This is a genomic window from Streptomyces sp. NPDC051569 (assembly GCF_044454085.1).
GTDB lineage: Bacteria > Actinomycetota > Actinomycetes > Streptomycetales > Streptomycetaceae > Streptomyces.
Window position 1 is genome coordinate 74,908 of record NZ_JBITDJ010000025.1, and the last position, 22,117, is coordinate 97,024.

The 22,117-nt window shown below is 69.3% G+C and carries 14 protein-coding genes; 5 read left to right on the forward strand and 9 right to left on the reverse strand.

Going from position 1 to position 22,117, the window contains the following annotated elements:
- Nucleotides 1-68: 68 nt before the first annotated feature.
- Complete coding sequence (locus ACIBAE_RS26680) at nucleotides 69-3,605, reverse strand: FG-GAP-like repeat-containing protein (RefSeq protein WP_399290144.1); 3,537 nt, start codon at nucleotides 3,603-3,605, stop codon at nucleotides 69-71.
- A 686-nt stretch (nucleotides 3,606-4,291) separates the two neighbouring features.
- Here ACIBAE_RS26680 and ACIBAE_RS26685 point away from each other — a divergent pair.
- From ACIBAE_RS26685 to ACIBAE_RS26695, 3 genes are all read left to right on the forward strand, one after another.
- Nucleotides 4,292-11,983: a ricin-type beta-trefoil lectin domain protein gene (locus ACIBAE_RS26685; protein ID WP_399290146.1), complete on the forward strand. Its 7,692-nt coding sequence runs from the start codon at nucleotides 4,292-4,294 to the stop codon at nucleotides 11,981-11,983.
- Nucleotides 11,983-12,243 carry a hypothetical protein gene (locus tag ACIBAE_RS26690; RefSeq protein ID WP_399290148.1) on the forward strand — a complete coding sequence of 87 codons (261 nt, stop codon included), beginning with the start codon at nucleotides 11,983-11,985 and terminating at the stop codon, nucleotides 12,241-12,243. The genes ACIBAE_RS26685 and ACIBAE_RS26690 overlap by 1 nt, the downstream gene beginning before the upstream one ends.
- 176 nt (nucleotides 12,244-12,419) lie before the next feature.
- Nucleotides 12,420-13,601 carry an IS30 family transposase gene (locus ACIBAE_RS26695; protein ID WP_399290177.1) on the forward strand — a complete coding sequence of 394 codons (1,182 nt, stop codon included), beginning with the start codon at nucleotides 12,420-12,422 and terminating at the stop codon, nucleotides 13,599-13,601.
- Between the two features lie 91 nt (nucleotides 13,602-13,692).
- Here ACIBAE_RS26695 and ACIBAE_RS26700 read toward each other — a convergent pair whose 3' ends face one another.
- From ACIBAE_RS26700 to ACIBAE_RS26735, 8 genes are all read right to left on the reverse strand, one after another.
- Nucleotides 13,693-15,000 carry a tyrosine-type recombinase/integrase gene (locus ACIBAE_RS26700; protein ID WP_399290150.1) on the reverse strand — a complete coding sequence of 436 codons (1,308 nt, stop codon included), beginning with the start codon at nucleotides 14,998-15,000 and terminating at the stop codon, nucleotides 13,693-13,695.
- The gene (locus ACIBAE_RS26705) at nucleotides 15,000-15,224 is read right to left on the reverse strand and encodes a helix-turn-helix domain-containing protein (RefSeq protein ID WP_399290152.1); all 225 of its coding nucleotides are present in this window, start codon (nucleotides 15,222-15,224) and stop codon (nucleotides 15,000-15,002) included. Before ACIBAE_RS26705 ends, ACIBAE_RS26700 begins: the two co-directional genes overlap by 1 nt.
- Nucleotides 15,224-16,654 (reverse strand): replication initiator, encoded by a 1,431-nt coding sequence (locus ACIBAE_RS26710; RefSeq protein WP_399290154.1) that lies wholly within the window; start codon nucleotides 16,652-16,654, stop codon nucleotides 15,224-15,226. Before ACIBAE_RS26710 ends, ACIBAE_RS26705 begins: the two co-directional genes overlap by 1 nt.
- Nucleotides 16,655-16,804: 150 nt before the next feature.
- A complete protein-coding gene (locus ACIBAE_RS26715) occupies nucleotides 16,805-17,476 on the reverse strand; it encodes a DUF2637 domain-containing protein (RefSeq protein WP_399290156.1) in 672 nt (223 codons plus the stop codon).
- Between the two features lie 36 nt (nucleotides 17,477-17,512).
- Nucleotides 17,513-17,950: a hypothetical protein gene (locus ACIBAE_RS26720; RefSeq protein ID WP_399290158.1), complete on the reverse strand. Its 438-nt coding sequence runs from the start codon at nucleotides 17,948-17,950 to the stop codon at nucleotides 17,513-17,515.
- Complete coding sequence (locus ACIBAE_RS26725; protein WP_399290160.1) at nucleotides 17,947-18,903, reverse strand: hypothetical protein; 957 nt, start codon at nucleotides 18,901-18,903, stop codon at nucleotides 17,947-17,949. Before ACIBAE_RS26725 ends, ACIBAE_RS26720 begins: the two co-directional genes overlap by 4 nt.
- A gap of 1 nt (nucleotide 18,904) precedes the next feature.
- Nucleotides 18,905-19,093 carry a hypothetical protein gene (locus tag ACIBAE_RS26730; RefSeq protein WP_399290162.1) on the reverse strand — a complete coding sequence of 63 codons (189 nt, stop codon included), beginning with the start codon at nucleotides 19,091-19,093 and terminating at the stop codon, nucleotides 18,905-18,907.
- Entirely contained in the window at nucleotides 19,090-19,443 is a 354-nt protein-coding gene (locus ACIBAE_RS26735) for a hypothetical protein (RefSeq protein WP_399290164.1), read from the reverse strand. Before ACIBAE_RS26735 ends, ACIBAE_RS26730 begins: the two co-directional genes overlap by 4 nt.
- A gap of 165 nt (nucleotides 19,444-19,608) precedes the next feature.
- Here ACIBAE_RS26735 and ACIBAE_RS26740 point away from each other — a divergent pair, with 165 nt between their 5' ends.
- The gene (locus tag ACIBAE_RS26740; protein ID WP_399290166.1) at nucleotides 19,609-20,466 is read left to right on the forward strand and encodes a GntR family transcriptional regulator; all 858 of its coding nucleotides are present in this window, start codon (nucleotides 19,609-19,611) and stop codon (nucleotides 20,464-20,466) included.
- Between the two features lie 590 nt (nucleotides 20,467-21,056).
- Nucleotides 21,057-22,117, forward strand: a 1,061-nt coding sequence (locus ACIBAE_RS26745) for a helix-turn-helix domain-containing protein (RefSeq protein WP_399290168.1), incomplete at its 3' end; no start/stop codon positions are given.

Sequence of the window (22,117 nt, forward strand, 5' to 3'; positions counted from 1 at the left end):
CCCGCCGAAAGGCCGACGGGCCCGGCGCCCCCGGAGGCGTCGGGCCCGTCGCGCAGGAGGACGGCGGGTCAGCCGAAGGCGATCTTGTTGATGTCCCAGTCGCTGTCGACGCTGATCACGGTGGTGCCCGCGCCCAGTGCCGAAGCGCCGCCCTTGTAGAGCTTGATGCTGCCGTCCGGCGCCTGGCTCCAGATGTCGGGGATGGCGTCCCCGGTCACATCCGGGGTCCCGTACAGGCGCGCCACCGGCATCGTGGTCTCCGACCAGCCCTCCGCGTAGGGGGTGTCGACTCCCATCAGCGAGGCGGCGGCGGTGGAGAGGGAGGCGACGGTGGAGCCGTTCGTTCCGTCCTTGACGCCGTGGCGGATGTAGAGCCGGTCGCTCTCCTCCGAGCGCCAGACCAGGTCGGGGGCACCGTCCTTGTTGTGGTCACCGACCGACACGAGGTCACGGACGCCCCAGGCCGAGCCGTTCATCTGGGTGGCCGTGCGGAACGACGCGCCGGTGTAGCCGGTGAAGAGCCACAGAGCGCCGCTCTGGGTGGTGGCGAACACATCGGGCCTGCGGTCGAGGTTGTAGTCGCCGACGATGATCTGGTCGAAGGTGCTCGTGGCCGGGGCATTGGCCGGCAGACGCAGAAGTTCGCGCTTGCCGGTGTCGAAGCTGCCGTAGCCGTCGCCCGGGAAGACGTACAGCTTGCCGTCGGGCATCCGGGCGAACATGTCGGTGATGCCGTCGCCGGGCAGTCCGTCGCCGCCGTGGGCGATCAGGGCGGGCTTGCCGCCGCTGTCCTTCCAGTACCCGTTGCCCTCGATGGACTGGATCGGCGTCCCCTCGACGTGGGCGGCCTTCAGGCTGGTGTGGATGTCACCACCGAGGGTGGACGGGTACATGTACATGTTCCCGGCGTCGGTGATGACGTACAGGTCGGGTATGCCGTCACCACTGACGTCGCCGGGGGTATCGGCGCTCGCCTTGGGCCGTACGTAGAAGTAGTACTTGGTCCCCGCCGAGTAGTTGCCGGCGCCGTCGACCGAGCGGACATAGAGGATGTGCGGTCCCGCGGCAGGCGGAGTGAGCGGGAGGGTCAGGGACTTCCCCTTCGTCGCCGGCTTGGAGTTGCTGTAGCTCGTGGAGTTGAAGGAGTACTGGAAGCTGGCGATGTCGGTCTCGCCGTCGGGGTCGAAGGTGAACGACCCCGCGGCTCCGAGGGGATGCAGGGACCACACGGTGCCGTCCGCGTCCGCCGCCGGGAACTCCGTGGAGGAGACGACCGGGGCGTTCGGCGCGGAGCTGTCGAAGATGAAACGGCAGACGCCGGTGTCGTTGGCCGGCGCGTAGGCGGAACCCGCACCGGTCGAGTCGATGGCCCGTACCCGCCAGGAGTAGGTGTAGCCGTTCGTCAGCTTGCTCGCCGGCACGGTGACCGACGCCTTGCCCGTACTGCTCACGGCGACGTTCGTGTCGAGGATCTTGGTGTCGCTGTAATTGACCCGCCAGAGCTCGAAGTCCAGGTATTTCAGGTCCTTCGACGTGGAGGTGTCGTCGGGGTCCGAGGAAGCGGCCGACAGGACCAGGTCACGCTTGCCGATGGTCGGGTAGGGCGTCTCGCTCTCACAGGTGGGGCCGGGGTTCATGTCGAGCGATGTCGGCGTCTTCGGTTTCCGGTTGTAGACGATCGTGATCTTCGGGGCGGATTCGCCCTCGGCCGTGAACTTCTTCCAGGAGGCCGATGAGCTCTCGTTGGAGGCGCGCATCCCGATGGTGAAGTCGGTCCAGCCCCCGTCGGCGGCCTCCTGCGCGATGGACTTGCCGTCATAGGTGACGTATGCGTCGGGGCAGGTCGAGTTGTAGCCGTTGGCGAAGGACTTCGCACCGATGGTCCTCTTCCAGGCCGGCTGCCTGTTCCAGGTGGTGCTGGACGAGATGCCGGCCGTGTGCCCGAGCTCCATCTCCCGGTTCTCGCAGCCCCAGGCGTACGTCTCCCTCAGCCGGATGGTCGCCGACGTGACCGTGGCTCCCTTGAAGCTGGTGGTCCAGCCGAGACGGAAATAGGAGCGGGACAGGCCGCCTGTCGTGGACTCGTAGCCGACTCGGGCCTCCGTCGTACCGGAGTTGTAGTTGGCGCCGTCGTAGAAGCTCGAATCCGGGTACTTCTTGTACGCCGTCGTCCAGTTCTTCGTCTTCCCGGTGAGCGAGGGGTCGATGAACGCGGGCCAGACGGTGTCCTTTCCGGCCAGCCACGCGTCGTCGGACACGACGGTCAGCTCGGCGGACGTGGCGCCCTGCCCGGTGAGGGCCGCGTCACCGACGGCGGCGTGGGTACCTGGCTGCGGACCGGCCAGACCGGGCAACGACAGGACTTCCCCCGGCGTCAGGACCGCGCCGGCCGTGGCGGCGTCCGCGCGGATGGTGTCGCCGGTGCGGGGGACGTCGCCCACGCGAGTGGCGGTGTGTACGCGGGCGGCGGCCCCGGCCCGGCCGTGCGAGCCGTACGCGGTCCGCTCGGTGAACTCCTCCTCGCCGGGACTTCCCTCCGGGTCCGGCGTCGGCGCCGGGGTCGTCGGTGACTCCGGCAGGGCGCCCGGTTCCGGTCCCTCCGTGTCGAGTCCGTCGGACGGCGGCTCGCTCTCCTCGCCCACCTCGGCGCCGGGTTCCTCGGAGTACGCCGGGGCCGACGGCTCGGCGGGCTCGGCGGGTTCCGGGTCGGCCCCTTCCGTGACGGCGGGCTTCCCGGCCGAGTCCCACATGTACGGGGTCGGCGACACCACGATCTCCTGGCCGGCATCGTCCTGCGCACTGACCACCCGGGTCACCGGATCGAGGTGGAACGTCAGATCGGGTGAGGTCAGACGGTAGGCGAGGTCGTCGAGCGGGGCAGCGGCGGCGGCCTGTGCGCTGTGCACGACCAGCAGGTGGCTGAAGCCGCTGTCCCGCGCGGTGAGCAGCAGGTCCACGCCGTCGAACACGCCCGGGTAGAGCGCGCTCGCCCCGTCGATCACCGGCTCGGGCAGCGGGCCCGGCCAGCTGACGGTCACCTCGTGGCCCGCGCTGGTGAACGTGACCAGTTCGGTGTACGCGGTGGACCGCGCCGCCGCCGGGGCCGCCGTCGCCGCCGGAGTCGCCCGGCTCCCCGCCCCGCTTCCCGCGCCGGACCCGGGGACGGTGAACGAGGCAGGGTGTACGGAGCCCGCGCCGCCGGCCGAGGCCCGCTTGGCGCCGCCGCGCGTACCTCCCGGCGTGCCGCCGCCCGCCGAGAACACCGCCGGGTCGGCGGACGCCTTCGGCGCCCAGCCCTTGTCCGTACGCACCAGCGTGGTGTCGATGGGCTTCCATGTTCCGCCCACCTTCGCCCTGACCGGAGCGGCGTGGGAGGTCAGCTCGAAGGAACCGTCCGGCCGCGCGAACGTGGTGGAGGTCGCGCTTCGCAGCGCCGTCACCTCGACCCGCTTGCCGCTCCTCACCGCCTTCTCCTGCGCCGCGTCCTCGTCCAGCGGACCGGCGGCCGGCCGGGCGGCCCGCTTCGCCCCGGGACCGCCGTCCCCGCCGCCGGGCTCCGCGACCAGGAGGGTCGCGCCGAGGGCGGCGACGACCAGAGCGGCCACTCCCGCCGTGGTACGCCGGGGCACTGCCCGGAACAATCGCCGACGTTCCACAGTGCTGGATTCCCTCCCTGTACGGCCGTACGCAGGCGCCCGCACCCGGCGGAGGAAATCCGCTGGGTGCGGGCGGCAAGGCAGGCACGTGTCACGACATCGCTGTGATCCCCCCGCCCTCACTCCGCCGTGTTCTTCGCCGGTCGCCACGCGACAACGGCGTCACATGGAGAGGGGACGCGGCAGAAGCATGACGGATGGACTTCGTCCTGGGCCAGGTGTTTCCGTCCGCCTCGCGGTGGCGGACGACCTGCCCAGGAGCGCCACCGCGGCCCCGGTCGGCCGGTCATTCATCCGGAGGACATCTCATGGACACCGCCCACAAGGCCGCAAATCATCGCGAGTAGCTCCAAAATTCGGAGCTTTACCTCCACTTCGGGGAAGGTAAGAAAGTTATGTCCGGTTCTCACATTCCACACAGAAAATGAACGGGGAAAGACTTCTGTGGCGGCTTGGCGGAGTACTGCCCAACTCACCGGGAAATCTTCCGTGACTCAAATCACCTACGGTGAAAGGTATTTGACGGCGCGTAAGTTCATGGCTGAACATGCGGCCAGTCAACTTCGGTGATCGGCGGTGGGGTTTCCCTCCACACCCGGCAGCGCCGATCGAGTGCGTGGGGGGCCACGACCGTCGTGTGGATTTCACTTTCCTGGAGTGGCCGGGGCAATCTCCCCGGAACGGGCGCCGAGCGGCGCAGACGAGCCCGGTTCCGTACCGGAGTGGTGGCCCTCGTCTTCGGTGCGCTGATGGCCGGTGCGCTGCCCGCGGCGTACGCCGTGCCACCGGACGACAAGCGCGCCGGTGTGGACCTCCTCGACCTGGCGAAGACCGATCCGGCGGCCGGTGAGGACGGCGGCGTGTACGCCGACCTCACGACGGCCGAGATCGAACAGGCCGCGGAGTACGAGCCCTCCAGGACATCAGCCCCGGCGGGCGCCGCGGCGACCGAGACCGTGGCCGGTCTGACGGCCGGCGACATGGTCCCGGTGGGCGGCCTGCCCATCGAGGTCGGCGCACCCGACAGCGCCACCGCAGAGGAGGCAGCCGCTCTGGAGGGCGACTGGCAGGTCGCCCTCGCCGACCAGGCGGAACTCGCCGGGACGAACCTCAAGGGCCTCGTCTTCACCGTCCGGCCGCCCGCCGACGCGACCGGCGAAGCCGTGGTCGCGCTGGACTACACCGAGTTCGCCGAGCTGTACGGCGCCGACTGGGCCGACCGGCTCCAGTTCGTGCAGTACCCGGAGTGCTTCCTGTCCTCGCCCGGCTCCGAGGAGTGCTCGGAGCCGACCGAGGTGCGTACCGACAACGTCGTCGAGGAGCAGGACGACGACGTCGTCGGCGACGGCAAGATCGACGGAAAGCGGCGCATCGAGGCCACGGTGGACGTCGCCACGCTGACCGGGCCGCCCGCGGGCTTCTCCCCGAACGCGTCCCGCGTGTCGAGCGGCACCGGCACCGGGGTCCTGACGAACGCGCTGTTCCGCAACCCGGCCGCCCCGGGAGCGCTGCTCCGTACCGCCGCCGGCTCGGGCACCGCGGTCTGGGTCGCCACCTCGTCGGGCGGCGGATCCAAGGGTGACTTCTCCGCCACGCCCCTGGTCAGCGCCGGTTCCTGGTCGGCCGGCAGCAGCTCGGGCGGCTTCAGCTACTCGTACCCCCTACAGGTCCCGGGCGTTCCCGGCGGGCCCTCGCCGAGCATCGCGTTCGGCTACAACTCCCAGGTGGTCGACGGCCGTACGTCGGCGACCAACAACCAGGCGTCGTGGATCGGGGACGGCTGGGAGTACAACCCCGGCTCCATCACCCGTACCTACAAGGCGTGCACCAGCGACGCCGGCACCAGCGGCGCCAACAACGCCAAGCACAAGACCGGTGATCTGTGCTGGGGCTCCTCCAACGCCACACTGACCCTCGGCGGCACCACCACGGAACTCGTCCTGGACGACAAGTCCGGCGACTGGGTCACCGCCAACGGTGACGGCTCCCTGGTCGAGCTCGGCAGGAACACCTCCTTCGGAAACGGCGACAACGACGGGGAGTACTGGAAGGTCACCACCCGCGACGGCATGGAGTACTGGTTCGGCCGCCACAAACTGCCCAACTGGAAGACCGGCGATGAGACCACCAACTCCGTCCTGACCGCGCCGGTGGCCGGGAACAACCCCGATGAGCCCTGCTACGCGGCGGAGTTCGCGAAGTCCTTCTGCGACCAGGCATGGCGCTGGAACCTCGACTACGTCGTGGACCCCAACGGCAACGCCATGACGCTCTGGTGGGACAAGGAGACCAACTACTTCGCGAAGGACATGAAGTTCAAGTCCCCGGTCGCCTACGACCGCGGTGGCCACCTCACCCGCATCGACTACGGCCAGCGCTCCGGCACACTCTTCGGCACCGCCCCGCTCGCCCGCGTCCGGTTCAACGTCGACGAGCGCTGCTACGCCGAGGACGGCATCGCGTGCACCGACGCCAACTTCACCTCGGGCGACTTCGCGCGCAACCGCATCTGGTACGACACCCCCGCCGACCTGTACTGCTCCGGCAAAGCCGGCGAGGACTGCTTCGTACCCGTCCCGACCTTCTGGTCCCGCAAGCGCCTCGCCAAGGTCACCACGGAGGCGCAGCGCACCAAGGGTTCCACGGCCCTGTCACCGGTCGACAGCTGGACACTCCAGCAGTCCCTGCCCGCCGAGCGCACCGACGAGGGCACCGCCCTGTGGCTGGAGTCCCTGTCCCGCTCCGGGTACGGCACCGACAAAGAGGTCATCCCGCTCAACCCGGTCACCTTCCTCGCCAACGTCACCCCCATGCCCAACCGGGTCAAGGAGGGGGCGAAGGATCCCAACCCCACGTTCGACCGTATGCGCGTCGTCCGCGTCGTGAACGAGTACGGCGGCGAAACCGTCGTCGACTACGCCGCTCCGGCCGGGGCGTGCGCCACCGGCAGCGGCTTCCCCAAACCCGAGGCGAACACCGGGCGCTGTTTCCCCGCCTACTGGCACGCCGACCCCGACAAGGCCGACGAGTCCATCTCGTGGTTCAACAAGTACGTCGTCGACTCCGTCCAGGAGCAGGCCGGGATGACCGGCGTCCCGGCGGTGTCCACCGCCTACGAGTACGTCGGCGGCGGCGCCTGGGCGCTCAACGAGGCCGAGTTCTCCAAGAAGAAGACCCGCACGTACGACCAGTGGCGCGGCTACGAGCTGGTGCGCACCGTCACCGGCGCCGACTCCACGGCCGAGTACATGGGCACCCAGCGCGGCATGAGCGAGACGCGTTACTTCCGTGGCATGGACGGCGATCCGCTGCCCGGAGGCACGACACGCTCCGTCACCCTGAAGGACGCCGACGGCGCCACCATCGCCGCGGACAAGACCGCCTATCAGGGGCGCGTCGCCGAGACCCTCACGTACACCAAGTACGCCGGGACGCTGCTCACCCGCACGGTCGACTACCCCACGGTGAAGGTCCTCGCGACGCGGGGCAACCGCGGCGACGGCGTCCCCGCCCTGCACGCGTACCGCGTCCTCAGCGACCACAGCGTCTCCGTGAACCGTTCCTCGGGCTCCACCGACGACAAGCGGACCACGCGGACGGTGAAGACCTCGACCACGTACGACGACACGTACGGTCTGCCGGTCGAGGTCGAGGTGCTGGGAGACAGCGACATCTCCGGCGACGAGTCCTGCACGGTCAGCTCCTACGTCCACAACGAGGCCAAGAACCTGATCGGCCTGGCCAAGGAGACACTGACCACCGCCGGCACCTGCGCGCAGGCGGCCACCGCGACCGCCGCCGACTGGATCGACGGCTCCCGTGTCGCCTACGACGACGCCGCGTTCGGCGCCGCCCCGAAGACCGGCCTGGTGACCACCACATGGGACATCAGCGGCAGCGGCGGCTCCTGGACGAAGACCGCCTCCCTCGGCTACGATGACTACGGCCGTGCCACGTCCACGAGCGACGCCGAGGACAACACCGAGAGAACCTCGTACGACCCGCCCACGGGCCAGGTGTACGCGGTCACCACCACCAACCCGCTCGGCCACGCGTCGACCACGTCGATCGAGCCCGGCCGGGGCACCACGCTCGAAGAGACCGACGCGAACCGCAACACCACCAGATACGCCTATGACGCGCTGGGGCGCACCACGGCCGGCTGGAGCCCCTCGCAGGCCACCACCGAGGTCCCGTCGGTGAAATTCGCCTACAACACCACCCCCGACGAGCCGGTGTCCGTCGTCACCTCGACGCTGGGCGACGACGGTGAGTACAGCGACACCGTGGCGTTCTACGACGGCCTGGGCCGGGAGCGCCAGACCCAGACGCCCGCCACCGGCGAGGGACGTCTGATCACCGACGTGGTCTACAGCGCGAACGGCACGGTCAGGCGGACGGACAACGCCTACTACGCGACCGGTGACCCGAAGACGGTCATGTACGAGGTGGCGTCGGACTACCAGATACCGAACTCCACGCTGTACGCGTACGACGGTCTCGGCCGCACCCTGTCCGAGACCCCGTACGAAGCCGGCACCGCGAAGCCGGAGAAGGCGTCCCGCAGCGAGTACGGCTACGACTACTCGACCGCGATCGAGCCCACGGGCGGCGCCTCGCAGCGCAGTTACACCGACGCGCTCGGCCGCACGGTCCGCGTCGACACCTTCACCGACGCGGCCCGCAGCGCGCACCGCACGACCACGTACCGCTACGACGCGCGCGGCGACCAGGTCGCCGCGAAGGACACCCGGGGCAACACCTGGTCCTGGACGTACGACGCCCGCGGCCGGCAGATCACGGCCACCGACCCCGACACCGGTACGACGAAGACCACCTACGACGCGCTGGACCGGCCGCAGACGACCACCGACTCGCGCGGCGTGACGGTGTGGAACGGCTACGACAGGCTGTCGCGCCCCACCGAGCAGCGACTCGGCTCCTCCTCGGGCGCGCTCCTCACCCTGAACGGGTACGACCAGGCGCCCGGCGGGATCGGACTGCCCTCCTCCGCGAGCCGGTACACCGACGGACTGGCCTACACGTCCTCCGTCACCGGCTACACGCCGGACTACCTGCCGACCGGTAAGACGGTCTCGCTGCCGTCCGCGACCGCGCTGATCTACGGGCTCAAGGACTCGTACAGCTACACGTACGAGTACACCCGCACCGGCCTGCCGAAGGCCGTGAAGCTGCCCGCCGCCGGCGCCTTCGGCAGCGAGGAGATCGTCACCCGTTACAACAAGGACGGGCTGCCCATCTCGACCTCCGGTGACCAGTGGTACACCGCCGACGTCAGCTACAGCCCCTACGGCGAGGTGCTGCGCACCGTCACCGGCGAGCAGCCGAACCGGCTGTGGACGACCAACGTGTTCGACGAGTCGAGCGGTGCGCTCACGCAGAGCGTCATCGACCGCGAATCGATCGCCGATACGACGACGGTCACCGGCTACCGGGTCAACGCGCGGACCTACCGCTACGACAACGCGGGCAACGTCACCGGGATCGCGGACCGCTCCAACGCGGTCACCGAGCAGCAGTGCTTCACCTACGACCCGCTCGGCGAGCTCACCCAGGCGTGGACGGCGCAGGACACGACGTGCGCCACGAAGAGCGACGGGACGCCGGGCACCGTGGCGGCGGGACCGGCGGGGGACGGGTACCGGCAGACCTACACCTACGACGAGCTGGGCAACCGGAAAACGCTGGTCAAGCACCACATGGCGCTGGTCGACGGCAGCACGGTGTCGGACCCCTCGAAGGACACGGTCACGTCGTACGAGTACGGCGGGGCGAACGGCGAGCAGCCGCACACGCTGACCTCCATGTCGTCGACGTACTCCACCGAGGCCGGCGCGCGGGTCACCGAGGCGGGACAGCGGAAGTACGACGAGGCCGGCAACACCCGCACGCGCACCGACGGCGCCGATCAGCAGGCGCTGCAGTGGACGTGGGACGGCATGGTCGAGAAGGTCACCGGCTTCGGGGAGAACGGCTCCGGCCCCTGGGTGGGACTCGACAACAAGTGCGTGGACCTCACGTCGGCGTCGACGACCGCGGGCACCGCGCTCCAGCTCTACAACTGCAACGGCACCAAGGCCCAGAAGCTGCGCATCGACGCGGTCTCGCCCACGGACTCCTCGCAGGGCACGCTGAAGGTCCTCGGGAAGTGCGCGGTTCCGGCGGGCGGCGCCACGGCCAACGGTACGGCTGTGGTGATCGCGGACTGCACGGGCGCGGCGGGCCAGCAGTGGACGGCGGTCGCCGCCGGTCACAAGCTCAAGCACATCGCGTCGGGCAAGTGCCTCGATGTGCCGAGCGCGAACCCGGCCAACGGCACCAAGCTCCAGCTGTACACCTGCGATCCGAACGGTACCGCCCAGTCGTGGGCGCCGGCGAACGAGACGACCTACATCTACGACGCCTCCGGCGAGCGGCTGATGGCGCTCAGCGCGAGCGAGCGGACCCTGTTCCTCGGGGACACCACGGTCGCGATGACGGCGTCGGGCGCGCTGTCGTACACCGAGCGGTACTACGCGCAGCCGGGCGCTCCGACGGTGATGCGGCACGCGCAGGGCACCAGCGCCTCGACGGTGTCCGCGCAGGTCTCGGACCAGAACGGCACGGCGTACCTGAATGTGGGGCTGAGCGGCGGCTCCACCGTGCAGTTCTCCAGGACCGACCCGTTCGGTGTGGAACGCAGTGAGGCCAACTCGTGGCGCTCGCACCGTTCCTACATCGGTGGCGGCGACGACGCGGCCAGCGGTCTGGTGCACCTCGGGGCGCGGGAGTACGACCCGTCGACGGGCCGTTTCCTCTCGGCGGACCCGGTCCTGGACCTGGCGGACCCGGTCCAGATGAACGGGTACGTCTACTGCGAGAGCAACCCGGTCACCTTCGCCGACCCCACGGGCACGGTCTCCCAGGCCTCGGGTGGCGGTGGCGGTGGAGGCGACTACGGCGGCCCCGGTGCCTCGGTGGTGGCGTGGGCCCAGGGGCAGCTGAACAAGTCGATGTCCGACATCATCCTCAGCGTCGGCTGGGCCGTGCTGAAGGAGTTCGTCGGCTGGAACGACGTGGTCAGCTGCTTCTCGCGGGGTGACTTGTGGTCCTGCGGCAGCCTGATCATGGATGCCATCCCGTGGTCGGCGGTCTTCAGCAAGGGCAAGAAGGTCTGGCGCGCGGTCGAGATGACCTTCGACGCGATCAGCGCCTGGCGCAAGGCACAGGACAAGGCCCGCAAGATCATCGCCATGGCGAAGCGGGCGGAGGAACTCGCCAAACTCGCCAGGAAGAAAGCCGCGGACGCGGCCAGGAAGGCCGCCCAGCTGAAGAAGAAGGCCCAGCAGGCGGCGACCAGAGCGGCGAAGAAGGCGGCCAACAAGACCGGCAACGTCAAACAGAAGATAGCGGCCCACACGGCCAAGAGGCAGGAAAGGAAGGCGGCCAAGGCAGGCGGCGGAGGCGGCGGACAGGGCGGGAAGGCCAAGGGCGGCGAGGCCGAAGGGTGCAACAGCTTCGTGCCGGGCACGCCGGTCCTGATGGCCGACGGCACGGACAAGCCGATCGAGGACGTCAAGAACGGTGACCAGGTCCTGGCCACCGATCCGGAGACCGGCGAGACCGCTGTCGAAACCGTCACTGCCGAGATCAAGGGCCAGGGCGTCAAGCACCTCGTCCAGATCACCGTCGACACGGACGGCTCCAACGGCAAGGCGACCGCCACGGTCACCGCGACCGACGGCCACCCCTTCTGGATCCCTGAACTCAACGCCTGGATCGCCGCCACCGAGCTGCGGCCGGGCGAATGGCTCCGGACCAGTGCCGGCACCTATGTCCAGATCAGCGCGATCAAGCGGTGGACAGCCCGGTCGGCCGCGGTCCACAACCTCACCGTCAGTGACCTCCACACGTACTATGTGCTGGCGGGGGCCACGCCGGTTCTCGTTCACAACTGCGATGGCAGCGTCGATTGGGTCAACGAGAACGCAAATATGAGTTCCGCAGCGCGGGCTTATGATGCTGGGGCGACGGGTTCCAGGGCTGGCGTGGCCCCAGCGTTGCAGTACTACAAGGCTGGCGGAAATAGCCTGTCTCAGATCAAATTCGATGGGTTTGATGCGGCCAACGGCGTGATGATCGACCGAAAGGTGAGCGTCACAACCTTCAACAAGACATACCGGCAAGCCATGAATCAATCTCTGGCGCTTGAGCAGAACGGTTACAGCGGCCGGTGGGAAGTCCCCACTGCGGCTGAGGCCGCGCGGGCTCGAAAAGTCCTTGGCGGCCTCCTGATCACCAACATTCGAGTGAGGGTCGTACCCTGATGGATGTCAACAAGGTCCTGGTTCGCGCATTCGTAAGCGTCGTCGTCTCGATCGACTTGACGGACGATGAAGATATTGATCCGGATATCGCAACGGACATTCTCGAACCTGCTGCCGCCCTGTTTCGTAATCTCTCGGAAGAGGGGCGTCGGGAAGTTACTTCCCTGGTTCTTGAGTGTGCCGAACTGGAGGAAAACCCGGAGCGCAGGAGTGTAATTTTGGAGCTTCCGGAAGCTATTGGTCTTCTCGGTGAAGACTGATCAGCGGGAAGTGAGGCGTAACCTCTTCGTTCGATCCCGCAACCGTCGCACTAGATATCGGTAGCAAAGTTGAAGCCCCGTCAGGCGACCTTGCGTTCTAGTGGTCGTCGCAACACCCCAGCTCAGGGGATGCGATGGACTTCGAGATCCGGAAGGTCCGTAAGGCTCACGGGCCGATGAAGTTGCGGCGGGAGCGGGAGGAATACTTCCGGCTCGTGCGACAGGGCTACAGCAACAAAGAAGCGTACCGGCTGGTGGGCGTCAACGAACGGACCGGCCGCGAGTGGCGCAACGGCCGGAGCGATCCGGACAGGTTTCGGGCGCCTGCCCAGCAAGGGCAGGCGCCCGTCGCCATGTCTTCGGGCCGATATCTGCGCGATGACGAGCGCCTTCATATCGCCGACCGGCTGCGGGAGAAGGCCACGATCCGTGCGATCGCCGCCGAGCTGGGACGCAGCCCGTCGACCGTCAGCCGGGAGATCCAGCGCAACAGCACCACGGATCCCCGTGGCCGGCGGCACTACCGTCCCCACGCGGCCCAAGCCCGCACCGACGCCCGCCGACGCCGCCCCAAGGTGGGCAAGATCGCTCGGAATGCCGCGCTGCGGGACTTCATCCAGCATCACCTGTCCCTGCGGTGGAGCCCGGAGCAGATCTGCAACGCTCTGCGTGCACAGTTCCCCGACCGGCCGGAGATGCACGTGGTTCACGAGACGGTCTACCAGGCCCTCTATGTCCAGGGCCGCGGCGAACTACGCCGTGAAGTGGCCCGCGCCCTGCGCTCGGGGCGAGCACGTCGCAGGCCCCAGCGACAGGCGGCCAGCCGGCAGCCGCGCTTCAGCCACCCGATGGTCATGATCAGTGAACGGCCGGCCGAGGCGGAGGACCGGGCGGTGCCCGGCCACTGGGAAGGCGACCTCATCATCGGGAAGGACAACGGCTCCGCAATCGGTACTCTCGTCGAACGCGCCACCCGCTACGTGATGCTGGTACACCTGCCCGACGGCCGCGCCGCTGAGCACATGCGCGACGCGCTGGTGAAGACCGTGCAGAGTCTGCCCTCGCATCTGACACGCTCCCTGACCTGGGACCAAGGCTCGGAAATGGCAGCCCACCACGCCTTCAGCCTCACCACGAACGTCCCCGTCTACTTCTGCGACCCTGCCAGCCCCTGGCAGCGCGGATCGAACGAGAACACGAACGGCCTGCTGCGGCAGTACTTCCCCAAGGGCACCGACCTGTCCGTCCACGCCCGCGAGCACCTGGCAGCCGTTGCTGCCGAGCTCAACGGCCGCCCACGCAAAACGCTCGGCTGGGAAACTCCAGCCGAGCGCCTGCATAAACTACTCGCCGCCTGACACAACCAACCACGTGTTGCGACGATCCCTAGAAACCGCCGACTCCTGGCGGGGCTTCTGCGTGGGGTGACGGCAGTAGTTGACGGCAACGTCAGCGGACGAGGGCGGTGCAGGGCGGCGGTTCGTCGCCGTCAGCATTGCCTGTGCCGGTGTTCGGCGGGCCGTCGAGCGCGGTGCAGAGGGCGTCGATAGCGTCTCGCTGGAGGCGGAGCCTCACGTGGGCGTAGACGGTGGCGGTGACACCGATGTGGGCGTGGCCGAGGAGCTCCTTGATGACGACGAGTTCGACGCCCTGTTCCAGGAGCAGTGTGGCGGTGGAGTGCCGGAGGTCGTGGAAGCGGATGCGGCGGAGGCCGGCGTTGCGGAGGAGCGTGAGGAAGGTGCGGGTGAGGTTGGTCGGGTCGATCGGTCTGCCCTGCACTGTGGTGAACACGTGCCCGTCGTGCAGCCACGTCGTGCCCGCGGCCTCACGCTCGCGCTGCTGCTGTTCGTGGTGGAGCTTCAGTGACTGGCGGCAGCGGGTGGGGAGGGCGATGCGGCGCTCGGAGGCCCGCGTCTTGGTGGGCAGCGTGGTGAGCCCGCCTGCGGCGGTTCGCTGAAGGGTGCGGCGGATGGCGGCGGTGCCCGCGTCGAGGTGGAGGTCTTCCCAGTGCAGGCCGAGGAGTTCGCCCTTCCGGAGTCCGGTGTGGAGGGCGAGTTCGAACAGCGCGTGCAACCGGTGACCATACGCCGCGGTGAGGAGTTGGCGGGCTTCGTCGGCGGTGAGGGGTTCGAAGCGGCGGGGCCGTGGGGTGCCGGTGCGGACATTGCGGGCGCCGTTGCGCGGGATCTCTTCCTCGCGGACGGCGTGCTCCAGAGCGGACTTGAGCACGGAGTGGATGTAGGTGAGCGTCAGCGGGGAGAGCAGCTTGTGGCAGCACTGGCCGGTGGCACAGCAGCGGGGGTCATCACGCCGGGCGTCGATGCCGCGTGCGCAGCACTGGCAGGTGGTACGGAGCTGGTTGAGCCGGGTGCGGATGTCCTTGGCGGTGAGCTTGGTGAGCTTCTTCTTGCCCAGGCCGGGGATGAGGTAGAGGTTGACGCAGGCGGTGTATCGGGTGTGGGTGTTCTCGCGGAGGTGGTGGACGGCGACGTTCTCCAGCCAGTACGTCAGGTACGCGGCCACGCTGCCCTGCGCGGAGGGCACGGGAAGGCCGCGGTTGCTGGCGGCGATCTTCTCGGTGAGCTTGGCGAGGGCTTCCTTGCGGGTGGTGCCGTAGACGTGGATGCGCTTGCGGGTGTTGCCGGGTGCGAGGACGTATCCGGCGGCTTCCCAGCGGCTGTCCTTGCGTTGGTAGACGGTTCCGTCGCCGTTGGCGCGGACGCGGCGGGATGCGGGGGTGTCGCGGGGTGTGGTCATCAGGCGGCGTCCTGTTCGAGTCGGGTGTGGATGAAGTCGGTGAGGGCGTGGGTGGGGATGCGGCGGGCGCGGCCGAGGGTGATCGAGGCGAGTTGGCCGGTGCGGAGCAGGTCGTAGACGGCGGAGCGGCCGATCTGGAGGCGGGCCATCACTTGGGGCACCGTCAGCAGATCCAGCACCGGGATCACTTCCGAGCGGAGGACAGTCGGCGGGGGCGAGGTCATCAGCAACCGCCTTCGGCCGTGAACTGGCGTTCCATTTCCCTGCGGTGCCATACGGAGGCGGCGAGGAGCGCGGCGCCGGGGCTGTAGCCCGAGCCGAGGTAGTCCCAGTGGCCGACGACGAGCGTGGTCGTCGGATCGGGTTCGGGAAGGTCGGCGTGGGCGTGGGCCTGTTCGGTGCGCCAGGCGTGGCGGGCATCGCGCAGCGCGCCGAGCGTCACGGAGTAGGAGCGGGATTTGGTGGAGAAGTGGCCCCGGAAGCCGAGCATGTGCGCCCACTTCCAGAGCTTTAGGTGGTCAAACTCCGGCAGGCGGCCCAGGTCCCAGCAGGTGCGGATCATCTGCCGCACATGGCGGGCGACGGCGAGCCGGGGCAGCGGCCGGGACTGTCCGGTGCCGTCGCACGCGGTGCACGGGAGCGCGGTCCCGTGGGGCAGGAGGGTGGCGCCGCGTCCCTGGCAGGGGCGGCAGAACAGGGAGCGGTCGAGGGTGCCGGAGGCGTCGGCGGATTTGGTGGCGTACTTGGCCACGTAGGCGGCGACCGCCTGATCGGTCAGTTCGCTGTCGGTACCGAAGGCGGCGATCTCGCGCACGTCGAGCTGCTGGCCCCAGGTGAGTTCGCGTTCCCCGATGGCATCCGAGGTGATGGAGATGCGGGCGCGGGGTGCGGCGGCATGGATGGCGTCGGTGAGCACAGCGACCGTGGCGTACGAGGGCGGGGGCTGTGTGCTGCCGTCGGGTCCGTCGAGTCGGATCACGGCGTGGAAGTGGACCAGGCCGCGCTTCTGGTACTCGGCGACCTTGGCGAAGGACACCCGCAGCACCGCGCGGGCAGCTTTCTGGGTCAGGTCGAGCCGGGTGGCGAGTTCGCGGCGCAGGTAGGTGGTGAAGCGTGCCCACAAGGCCCCGGCGTAGGCGTTGAAGAGGACCGCGCCCGTGTAGTCGTACGTCGCCGGGTTCAGCGGGGTGCCGAGCATGGGGTCCGTGAGTTCGTGGCGGGTTCCGCAGCGGCAGGGTCGGGCGTCGGGGCGGTTGTGGACGGGGCCGAAGGAGGGGGCGGTGAGGGTGGCGAAGACGCGGGGGTGGGTGCGGATGGTGTCGGGGACGGTTTTGCCGCCGGAGGGGCCGGCGCGGATGAGGTGGTAGGTGTCGGCGGCGTAGAGGCGGGAGCAGGCCGGGCAACGGGAGGCGCGGCGGTTGCCGCACGCGGTGAGCAGACTGCCCGTGGGCTCGTCGGAGGAGGTGTAGGTACGCAGGACTTCGCCGGTCGTGGTGTCGACGGTGGTGGTGCGGCCGGTCAGGCGGACGGGTTCGGCGCACCCGCCGAGGCGTTCGATCTGCTGTTGCGCGCGGTCGAAGTCGGGGTGATTGGCCAGGTGGAGCAGGTCCCGTACGGCGGGGCTTGCCACGTGGCGCAGGTCCAGGGTGACCATGCGGGGAGTGTCCCTTCTGTTCGGGTGGGTGGCCCCGAGCAGCAACCAGCCATGCAGGAAGGTGTGTTGGTGCTGCTCGGGGCATGACGAACCAGGCCCTGGGGCGGGCGTGGGTTCAGCGAGGGAGATGCGGCCGGTGTGGGCCGGTGCTCAGAGCTGAGCGAGTGCGGTGGTGGCCACCGGCAGGGCGATGCCCATGCGGGTTCCCAGGTGGGCGGCGGTGATCGGTGTTCCGTGCTCGGCGTGGTGGGTGTCCGCGATGCGCCGGGCCGCGTCCAGCAGGGCGGCAGGCAGGGCCGGGCCGGAGGCGGGCCGAGTTGCCTTCGTGACGGCGACCGGAGTTGGAGCGGGTTCCAGTTCCTCGGCCGGGGAGGTGACGACGACCGGTGCGGGCGTCGGGGGCTCGGGTGCGGGTGCTTCGTCGGGCACCGGTTCGGAGATGGCGGCTGCCTCCAGGTGTCGGGTGGGGTGGGTGAGGGTGTGGAACTGGGCGAGGAAGGCGGGGCCGACGTGGCCCCAGCCGAGGAGCAGGAGCGGGGCGACGGTGTCCAGGCAGGCCCGTCCGTAGCGTCCGGCCAGCAGCCGAGTGCCAGCCCTCAACTCCGTCTTGGGGACACCGCGCAGGGCCAGGAATCGCAGCGCAACCAGGAGCCCGACAACGGACAGGTCCACCATGGGGGCGATCAGCGGCGCGATCGGGTGGGGGACGCCGAGCCGCATGGCGAGGGCCCAGACGTTGCCGAAGGAGAAGACGAAGGCCAGGGCCGCGATGACCGCCATGACCACGGTCACGGTGCGCCGGGTGAACCGTTCCTCCGCCATGATCTCAACCTCCCTTCCGGCGTGGGCGTTTCGGGATCATTTGGTGAGCGAGGGCGCGGGCGTTGCCGTCCGGCCGGTCGAGCGGAGGAGGGCGTCCAGGCACAGGTCCGGATCGGCGGTCAGGTGCGAGGTGTCCTCGGCGACGCGGGCGGCGTCGGCGTCCGAGACGTAGGGGGTGCGGATGCGGGTGTAGCCGGGGCGGCCCTGCATCGCCATCACCGCGACGCCGACGTAGGCGGGGTCCTGCAAGGTGACCGGGCTGGCGTCGGGCCAGTTGCGGATGTCCTCACCCAGCGCGGCCACCGCGGCCTCCACCGTCTTCTGCGCGAAGGAGAGCCCGATGGGGCATACGTCGCGGATGAAGGTGGGGATGGCGTCGCCGGTGGTCTTCTGGCTGATCAGGATCACCAGGATGCCGACGCTGCGGCCCTTCTTGACCAGGTCCTCCACCAGCCGGGCGTTCTCCGCCGTCAACGCGGCCAGTCGCTTCGTGGCCGGGTCGCTGCCCTTGTACTCGCGGAAGTACGTGTGCGCCTCTCGATGATCAGAACCGTGAGCGGCCACTCCGGAGAAGGGCCGACGTGCCACATGTTCTTCACGCCCAGCACGTCCCGGATGGTCGCCGAGCGTCGCTTACGCAGCTCCACCAGCCGCTTGAACAGTGTGTTCGCTTCGTCGAGGTCGTCCCCGCAGAACGCGAACATCCGCTTGACCAGGTCGGCGTAGTCGCCCTCCGAAGCCCGGGACACCTTCCCGTCCGCCGTCGCGATCTGCACGGACGGAGACGGCGCGAAGTCGCAGACGAACTTGTTGACCCCCGAGGTCTTGCCCGCACCCGGGACGCCGGCCACGGTCACCCCGGGAACGTTGGCCAGGGACACGCACACCCGGGCGGCGTACTCGTCGATGCCCAGCTCCCAGCGCGTCAGATCGGTGGGCGGGAGGCCGGTGGGTCGGTGCGTGGTCGGTGTGGTCAGGGGGTCGGAGCGAACGCCCCGGATCACGACCTTGCCGGGGCAGTCCGGCAGGATGGAGACCCGCGTGCACCGCCAGGCGTCGGCCAGGAACCGCGCCGACTTCTGGTACTCCTCCAGCCCGACCTGCGGCAGCGTCCGGGCCCGTACGATCACCCCAAACCGGTCGGGCTTCACCTTGATCCGGGGTGTGAGCACCCGAGGCGCAGGGGCGGGGCCGTCTTTGGACGCGGTAATCTGCGCGAGGAGGCCCGGGGTTTTGTCGGTGACCGTCAGCCCGGCCATCCGCGCGAGGCGTACCCAGCCCCACCGCACCCGGACGGCCTGCCGCATGCTCACCCGCGTGCCCCGGTCGGCACGCACGTAGCGCACCACCGTCACCAGCAGCCACACACCGACCAGCGCGGCCACGGCCAGCAGTGCATCCGGTGCGTATCCCGCGATGGCTTCCATGTCAGGCCCCCTCTTCGCGTATCAGGCGGAGCACGTGGACCAGATCCAGGCGGGCCGCCTGCTCCGGGCTCAGGCCAAGCAGATCGAGCACAGCGGCCGAGACGGCGAACGTGGCCTTGTCTGCGGTCCCCGGCAGGGGCCGGAGCGGATGCAACTCCCGCTCCGGCATGGCGCTTTCGAAGCGGATCACTGGTTCGCCTCCACCGTCACCAGCTCCAGACGGGCGGCCCGGTAGGCGACGCCGTCGGAGAGCTGCCCGTTGAAGATCCGCGCCCAGGGGGTCGCGAACAGCTCCACCGGCCGCACCATCGCGCCCGGCTTGAGCCCGGCGGCCAGGCCCGTCTCCGGGACTGTGATCTTCAGGACCTCGGCGCGGCCGTCCTCCATGAGCATCACGGTCACCGTGTACGGCGACGCACCGGTCTCCCGGTCGGTGGCGACCTCCCCGGACTGCTGGTCCTTGATCTTCAGCGCCGGGTCGGTGCCCGCGATGCACACCGCCGACGGCAGCAGAGCAACACGGATACGGGTCATGGCCATGCCATCACATCCTCGTTCGATGGAGCCGCTTGATCGACTCGCCATGACCCTAGCCGCACGCCCGCTACATGCGCAACGCTCGATTCGTATCGATACGCCTGTGCGTCTCGGGCGCAGGGGCGGCCGGGTATGCCGTGGGTGCCGGTCCGCCGCTACCCTCGTGCCATGACGCTGCCCCTGGACCAGGACCCCCGGCCGCCGTACGTGCAGGCCGCCGACGTCCTACGTGCCGCCATTCGCGACGGCGAACTGCGCCCGGGTGAGCGGCTGCCGTCCGCGCGCGAGCTGCAACGGCGCTTCGGGATCGCGAGCTCGACGGTCCAGAACGCCCTGCGCCTACTCAAAGAGGAAGGGCTGATCTACTCCGTCCTCGGCCGGGGCAGCTACGTACGCGCCCAGAACACGGATGCCGAGCACGAAGAAGAGGCTGCCGCCAGCGAGTCGGACCCCGCATACGTCGGACTCGGTGACCTTCAGCGGGGATGGCAGGCCGCACCGGCCGACGACCCCCGACCCCCGTACGTGCAGACCGCGGACGCACTTCGCAAACAGATCCAGGACGGCCAGCTCACACCAGGGGCCAAACTCCCGTCCGCCCGCGACCTACAAGCTCAGTTCGGCATCGCCAACTCCACCGCGCAGAACGCCCTGCGGGTCCTCAAGGAGGAAGGGCTGATCTACTCCGTACAGGGTCGGGGTGTCTTCGTCCGCCAGCTCAGCCCGCGTGATCAGTTCCTCAAGCGTTATAACGAGACGCTGGAACAGACGACAGCTCAGCGCCGAGCGGACGAAGAGGTCGTAAGGCTCAGCGGCAAGACCGATGACGAGGTCGCCGCCGAACTGAAAGCCGCCGAGGAACGCTTGGCGAAGGCCGGCGCCGAATTCGAAGCCTCCACAGCCCACCGGGACGCCATGCGCGCCGTCATGGAACAACGCAAGCGCCTCAACGGCAACTACACACCCGAGGAGAAGGCCGCCAAGGCCCAACTCCTGCGCGACAGGCTTGCCGAAGGCCGACAGTGACGCTGACCCCGGACCACGCCACGGTGTGGCAACAGGGGACGACTTCCGGATAGTTCCCGGAGAGCTGTTCAGAGTTTCTTTACTTGATCAAGGCGGCCCGCTGACGCGGGCCGGGCGCGCTCCGGCCCGGCGGGGCCGCCGCCCGCTCCTGTCTCCGCCCCGCTTGCCGACGACCCCGCCGGTCCGGGCGCGCAACAACCAGCACAGCGAACCACTTCCGGGGCTCCGCCCCAGACCCCGGCCCTCCCTCTGAGGGGCAGGGGGATGACTTACGTGTGCGGCTTCGTCGTGGTGTGGGTCGCGGGTCGCGGGAGGGGCCCCTCGCCGCCCGGTCACCGGAGGCGTACCAGGAACCCCCGGGGGGCCGCCAAGGCCGAGCGCACGCGTCACAAGGTGAGCCTTGGCGGCCCCCGGGGAACCCTGGCACGGCGAAGCTGCCCGACCGACGAGGGACCCCTCCGACGCAGACCCCGATTCTGCCGGAGTTCCGGCTCGCCACGCGTGCGGCACCCCTGTAGGTGGGTGTCTGCCGGATCGCCCCCGGCTGATGTGCTGGCCGGGCGTACCGTGGAGTGGGAGGTGGTGAGTTGATGATTACGGAGCTGGCCGACAACGTCCGCAGGTACCGGCGTCGCGCGGGGATGAGCCAGGAGGAACTGGCCCATGCCGCAGGCGTATCGCCGGGCACGGTACGCAAGGCCGAGCAGGGCGGCACCATCCGCATGGAGACCTTGCACACGCTTGCCCGCGCGCTGGGGGTGACCACGGCTGCCTTGATGGCGTCCGATGCCCCGGAGCCCGTCGGGCGGACCGAGGAGCCGAACCGCGTCAACCTGATCCAGCTCCGCGCCGCCCTCACCCCGGCCGTCGGACTCGTGGACCAGGACGCCGAAGCCGTGGGCGAGAAACCGAACCTGCGCACCTTCCGGCGGACCCTGCAAGACGCACGGGTGCTGTACTTCTCCGACAGCTACAAGAGCGTCGCGGCCCAACTGCCGGTCCTTTTGCGTGATGCCGCACAGGCCGTCGCCTACTACGACAGCGGGGACGAGCACCGGCAGGCCCTGCTGGCCCGCGCCGAGGCGCTGCGTCTGGCCGGCACCTACCTCACCCAGGTACGGCAGTACGACATCGCGTACGCCGCCGTGCGCGACGCCATCATGGACGCCCGTCAGGCCGGAGACATGCTCGCGGCGGGCTCAGGCGTCGGCTGCATGTGCTGGCTGCTGGTGAGGCAGGGAAGGTTGGACGAGGCGGAACAGGTCGCCGCCCGGAGCATGGACGCATTGGAGCCGAAGATCACCGGGGCCGAGCCGGACCACTACGCGGTGTGGGGCGGCCTGGCGATGGAGGCCGCCGCAGCAGCCGCGAGGAACAACCGGCCCGACGAGGCGAAGGAGTACCGTCAAGCCGCCCGGGTCGCGGCAACCGCGGTCGGGACAGCGCATCGCAATGTTTCCCGGCACTGGTCCGTCTTCGGGCCGGTCACCGTCGCGGTCAAGGCACTCGAAGATTCCCTGGTCGTCGGCGACTCCCGCGCGGTGGTGCGCAAGGCGGGCGAGCAGGAGGAGTTGTCGCCCAAGGCGTGGAAACGCCTGGGCAGGCCCAGCACCAACGACGGGAACCGCTTCACCCTCGATGTGGCGCGCGC